General features: G+C 45.1%; 5 protein-coding genes. All 5 read left to right on the forward strand.

What is annotated here, in order from left to right; genetic code table 11:
• Positions 1–8: 8 nt before the first annotated feature.
• Entirely contained in the window at positions 9–848 is an 840-nt protein-coding gene (locus tag CCU_RS13485) for a transporter substrate-binding domain-containing protein (protein WP_015535030.1), read from the forward strand.
• Positions 849–908: 60 nt separating this feature from the next.
• Positions 909–1193: an ABC transporter permease subunit gene (locus tag CCU_RS14600; protein WP_015535031.1), complete on the forward strand. Its 285-nt coding sequence runs from the start codon at positions 909–911 to the stop codon at positions 1191–1193.
• Between the two features lie 11 nt (positions 1194–1204).
• Positions 1205–1618, forward strand: coding sequence for an amino acid ABC transporter permease (locus tag CCU_RS14605; RefSeq protein WP_015535032.1), 414 nt, complete (start codon positions 1205–1207; stop codon positions 1616–1618).
• Positions 1602–2426 (forward strand): amino acid ABC transporter ATP-binding protein, encoded by an 825-nt coding sequence (locus tag CCU_RS13495; RefSeq protein ID WP_004853032.1) that lies wholly within the window; start codon positions 1602–1604, stop codon positions 2424–2426. The genes CCU_RS14605 and CCU_RS13495 overlap by 17 nt, the downstream gene beginning before the upstream one ends.
• A 344-nt stretch (positions 2427–2770) precedes the next feature.
• Positions 2771–5889: carbamoyl-phosphate synthase large subunit (gene carB, locus CCU_RS13500; protein WP_208896304.1), on the forward strand; the 3119-nt coding region annotated here is incomplete at its 3' end.

Here is a 5889-nt window from a genome sequence, read left to right on the forward strand (position 1 = left end):
TTCTGGCTATGACAGCTCTTACAGCATGTGGAAGCAAGGATGATTCTTCGGAGGCAGGTTCAGGGAGTGCTTCATCAAAGAAGACTGCAAAGGTCATCGAGATTGACCTTACAGACGAGCAGTATGCTTTCGGTGTTGACAAGGAACAGCCTGAGCTCTTAACACAGGTTAACGATTTCATCAAGTCAATGAACGAAGACGGAACATTTGAAGAGATCTGCAATCACTACTTCGGCGATGGCGAGCCTGTTGCAGTTGAGTCAGCAACACTCGATGCAAACAAGGATCAGCTTGTAGTTGCAACCAATGCTGCATTCGAGCCATTTGAGTATACAAAGGGAGAGAACTACTATGGTGTCGATATGGAGATAGCTAAGGCTCTCGCAGACAAGCTTGGCAAGGAGCTCGTTATCCAGAACATGGATTTCGATGCTGTATGTCTCTCAGTTGGTCAGCACAAGTGTGATATCGCTATGGCAGGTCTTACTATAAAGCCAGATCGTGAGGAGTATGTAAGCTTCTCAGATTCATACTACAAGGCTTCTCAGAAGCTTATCGTTACATCAGACAATACAGAGTTTGATGATTGCAAGACAGCTGATGATGTCAACAAGATCCTTCAGGCTAAAGGCTCAGACATGAAGATTGGTTTCCAGACAGGTACTACCGGACAGTTCTACTGCGAGGGTGACGCAGACTGGGGATTCACAAAGCTTGCTATGACTTCAACAGGCTACAAGAACGGTTCTCTTGCAGTTCAGGATCTTTTAAATGGTAACCTCAACTATGTTATCATCGATGCTGCTCCTGCAGCCAGCATCACTGCTGCTCTTAACGCAATGCAGTAAATTTTAATTCGAATTTAGTAATTTTAGTATTAACGCCAATTATGTTTGAAAGGATATTTCATGGGAGACATTTCTACAAAAATACAAAAGTTCATAGAAATATTCATCGACAACAACGGGTATGTTAAGGTAGTCGAGGGTCTGAAGAATACTGTGATAATAGCCATTGCCGGTCTTATCATCGGTATAATAATCGGTACCCTCATTGCTACCGTCAGGGTAATTCCAAAGTACAAGCGTCTGCCTAGGGTTCTGGATGCGATCTGCAGTGTATATGTAGGTTTCTTCCGTGGAACACCTATGGTTGTACAGCTTCTTCTCTTCTACTATTTCTTCTTCCTATAGTGGGAGGACACATGACAGGAGTTCAGGTGGCTATGCTTGTATTCGGACTCAACAGCGGTGCCTACATCTCAGAGATCATGCGTGGTGGTATACTCTCCGTTGATCCAGGTCAGATGGAAGGTGGACGTGCCATGGGACTCAGTTTTTCGACTACCATGCTCAAAATCGTTATACCTCAGGCAGTCAAGAATATTCTGCCAACCCTTGGAAATGAATTTATTTCTTTAATAAAGGAGACTTCAGTTGTAAGTTTTGTCGGAGCAACTGATCTCTACGTTGCATTCAACTACATCGGAAGTAACAGCTACGAATTCATGGTCCCTTATCTGGTCATGGCACTTATCTACATCGTGATGGTGCTTCTCATCAGCCTGGGAATCAAATTAATGGAAAGGAGCCTGAGAAAGAGTGATAGACGTCATTAATCTTGAAAAAAGCTTCGGTGATAACAAAGTCTTAAACGGCATCAATATCACCATAGACAAAGGCGATATAATGGTTGTTATCGGCCCTTCAGGTTCTGGTAAAAGTACATTTCTTCGCTGTTTGAACTGTATGGAAGATCCTACCGGCGGCCAGATTATATTCAATGGTGTTGATATAGCAGACCCTAAGGTTGATATCAACATACACCGCCGTCATATGGGTATGGTTTTCCAGCATTTCAATCTGTATAACAACAAGACTGTTATACAGAATATCATGCTTGCTCCTGTCTATGTCAGATGTCAGGATCTGAAAAAGGCAAAGCGGCATAATCTTCTGCTTCCTGTCACCAATCTCTTCCGCAAGGAAAAGCAGACAAAGCAGGAAATAACAACAACAAAATCAGAGATCATTGCCGAGGCACATGCAAAGGCGGAGGAACTCCTGAAGAGGATCGGTCTGGAGGACAAGGCGGATGTATATCCATCTACTCTCTCAGGCGGTCAGAAACAGCGTGTTGCCATCGTCCGTGCGCTTGCCATGAATCCTGATGTCATTCTGTTTGATGAGCCAACCTCCGCTCTTGACCCCGAGATGGTCGGCGAGGTTCTTGATCTTATGAAGGCTCTTGCAGACGAAGGCATGACAATGATCATTGTTACCCATGAGATGGGATTCGCCAGAGAGGTTGCCAATAAGGTTGTATTTATTGACGACGGACAGATTCTAGAATCCGGTACACCGGAGGAATTCTTCGGCAACCCTAAGAATCCTAGACTTAAGGATTTCCTTTCAAAAGTGTTATAAGACATTTTATCCGGCATGTGTGTTTTTTCATATGTGCCGGATTTTTTATAAAAAATTCCATGCCATTCATAATTTTTACTATATATTCATACGTACTTTCCAATTCAATTCTTGATCCATTTCATATTTCAGTTCATTTTTTCAATTTATTTCCTTATTAGCTATGTACTTTTGGGCTCTTATACTTTATAATATCAATAATTTGGGCATTTTTATAAAAGAAAATAAACGATGTCCGGCAATGTTTAAAATCACATTAAAATACTTCTTTATTTTGTGTGATTTCATGTAGTTTTCAGTGCTCTCGCTCTGAACAAGAATCATTTTACAATAAGGAGAAAGATATGCCAAAAAGAGAAGACATTAACAAAGTTCTGATAATAGGATCTGGTCCAATCATCATCGGTCAGGCATGTGAGTTCGACTACTCAGGTACTCAGGCGTGCAAGGCCCTTAAGAAGCTTGGTTACGAGATCGTATTGGTCAATTCCAACCCTGCTACCATCATGACAGATCCTGAGACAGCTGATGTCACATACATTGAGCCGCTCAATGTCAAGAGACTTGAGCAGATAATTGCAAAAGAGAGACCTGACGCTCTTCTTCCAAATCTTGGAGGACAGTCAGGACTTAACCTTTGTGCTGAACTTGCAAAAGAAGGCATCTTAGACAAATACAATGTCAAGGTCATCGGTGTTCAGGTAGATGCCATTGAGCGCGGTGAGGACAGAATCGAATTCAAGAAATCCATGAACGCAATCGGAATAGAAATGGCAAGAAGCGAGGTTGCCTACTCTGTAGATGAGGCTCTCGCCATCGCAGATCAGCTCGGATACCCTGTTGTTCTTCGTCCTGCATACACCATGGGCGGTGCCGGCGGCGGACTCGTATACAACAAGGAGGAGCTCAAAACTGTCTGTGCAAGAGGTCTCCAGGCCAGCCTTGTAGGTCAGGTCCTCGTTGAGGAGTCAATCCTCGGATGGGAGGAGCTTGAGCTTGAAGTTGTACGTGACTGCGAAGGCAATATGATCACTGTATGTTTCATCGAGAACATCGATCCTCTCGGCGTACACACAGGTGATTCATTCTGCTCCGCTCCTATGCTCACAATCTCTGAGGACGTTCAGAAGAGACTTCAGGAGCAGGCATACAAGATCGTTGACTCTGTTGAGGTCATCGGTGGAACAAATGTACAGTTCGCACATGACCCTGTATCTGACAGAATCATCGTAATCGAGATCAACCCTAGAACATCCCGTTCTTCTGCTCTGGCATCAAAGGCTACAGGATTCCCTATTGCCCTTGTGTCAGCCATGCTGGCAACAGGACTTACCCTCAAGGATATCGAGTGCGGTAAGTATGGCACACTGGACAAATACGTTCCGGACGGTGACTATGTGGTTATCAAGTTCGCACGTTGGGCATTCGAGAAGTTCAAGGGTGTTGAGGACAAGCTCGGAACCCAGATGCGTGCCGTAGGTGAGGTCATGAGTATCGGTAAGACCTACAAGGAGGCATTCCAGAAGGCTATCCGAAGCCTTGAGACAGGAAGATACGGCCTCGGCTACGCCAAGGACTACAATACAAAGAGCAAGGATGAACTATTGCGCATGCTTGCACATCCATCAAGCGACAGACATTTCATCATGTACGAGGCGCTCAGAAAGGGTGCTACAGTAGATGAGATTTTCGATATAACAAAGGTTAAGCACTACTTCGTTGAGCAGATGAAGGAACTCGTTGAGGAAGAGGAAGCACTCGCAGCACATAAGGGCACTCTCCCATCTGACGAGGCACTCACCACTGCAAAGAAAGACGGTTTCTCAGACAGATACCTCAGCCAGATTCTTGAGATTCCTGAGGAGGACATCAGAAATAAGAGAATCGAGCTCGGAGTTACTGAGGCATGGGAAGGCGTACACGTAAGTGGAACAAAGGACAGCGCTTACTACTACTCCACATACAATGCACCTGACAGCAATCCGATAAATGAGAACAAGCCAAAGGTTATGATCCTCGGCGGCGGCCCTAACAGGATCGGTCAGGGTATCGAGTTTGACTACTGCTGCGTACATGCATCGCTGGCACTTAAGAAGCTCGGATTTGAGACTATCATAGTAAACTGTAATCCAGAGACTGTTTCAACTGACTATGATACATCAGATAAGCTCTACTTTGAGCCACTTACACTTGAGGATGTTCTCAGCATTTACAACAAGGAAAAGCCAGTGGGCGTCATCGCACAGTTCGGCGGTCAGACACCTCTTAACCTTGCTTCTGACCTTGAGAAGAACGGCGTAAAGATCCTCGGTACATCTCCTGCTGTCATCGATCTTGCAGAAGACAGAGATCTCTTCCGTGAGATGATGGATAAGCTTGAGATTCCTATGCCAGAATCTGGTATGGCTACTACTGTTGACGAGGCACTTGAGATCGCTCACAAGATTGGCTATCCAGTCATGGTCCGTCCATCATACGTTCTCGGTGGACGTGGTATGGAGGTCGTATACGATGACGAGAGCCTTGACGGATATATGAGAGCTGCCGTTGGTGTCACACCTGACAGACCTATACTTATAGACAGATTTCTGAATCACGCCCTTGAGTGTGAGGCAGATGCCATAAGCGACGGAACTCACGCATTTGTTCCTGCCGTTATGGAGCACATCGAGCTTGCCGGAGTTCACTCAGGTGATTCAGCATGCATCATTCCTTCAGTACACATCACTGCTGAGAATGTTGCTACTATCAAGGAATATACAAAGAAGATCGCTGAGGAGATGCATGTCGTAGGTCTTATGAACATGCAGTACGCTATTGAGAAAGGCAAGGTATATGTTCTCGAGGCAAATCCTAGAGCATCCCGTACAGTACCTCTCGTATCAAAGGTATGTAACGTGCGCATGGTTCCTATCGCTACTGATATCATCACATCAGAGCTCACAGGAAGACCATCTCCTGTTCCAGCTCTCAAGGAGCAGCACATACCATATTACGGAGTTAAGGAGGCTGTATTCCCATTCAACATGTTCCCAGAGGTTGACCCAATCTTAGGACCTGAGATGAGATCTACAGGTGAGGTTCTCGGACTTTCAACCTACTACGGAGAGGCATTCTACAAGGCTCAGGAGGCTACACAAACTCTCCTTCCTACAAGCGGAACTGTCCTGATCTCTGTAAACAGAAAGGACAAGGATGAGGTTATCGAGATCGCTCAGCTCTTCGAGAAAGCTGGTTTCAAGATCCTTGCTACAAGCGGAACATATGCCATAATTACGGCTGCCGGAGTAAAAGCTGAGAAAGTCAAAAAGCTCCAGGAGGGCAGACCAAACATCAATGACCTTATAACAAATGGCTCTATAGACCTGATAATCAATTCTCCGAGCGGTAAGGAAAGTGCCCACGACGACAGTTACCTCAGAAAGGCTGCCATCAAGGCAAAGATTCCTTATGTGACTACAAT

The organism is Coprococcus sp. ART55/1 (assembly GCF_000210595.1).
GTDB lineage: Bacteria > Bacillota > Clostridia > Lachnospirales > Lachnospiraceae > Coprococcus > Coprococcus aceti.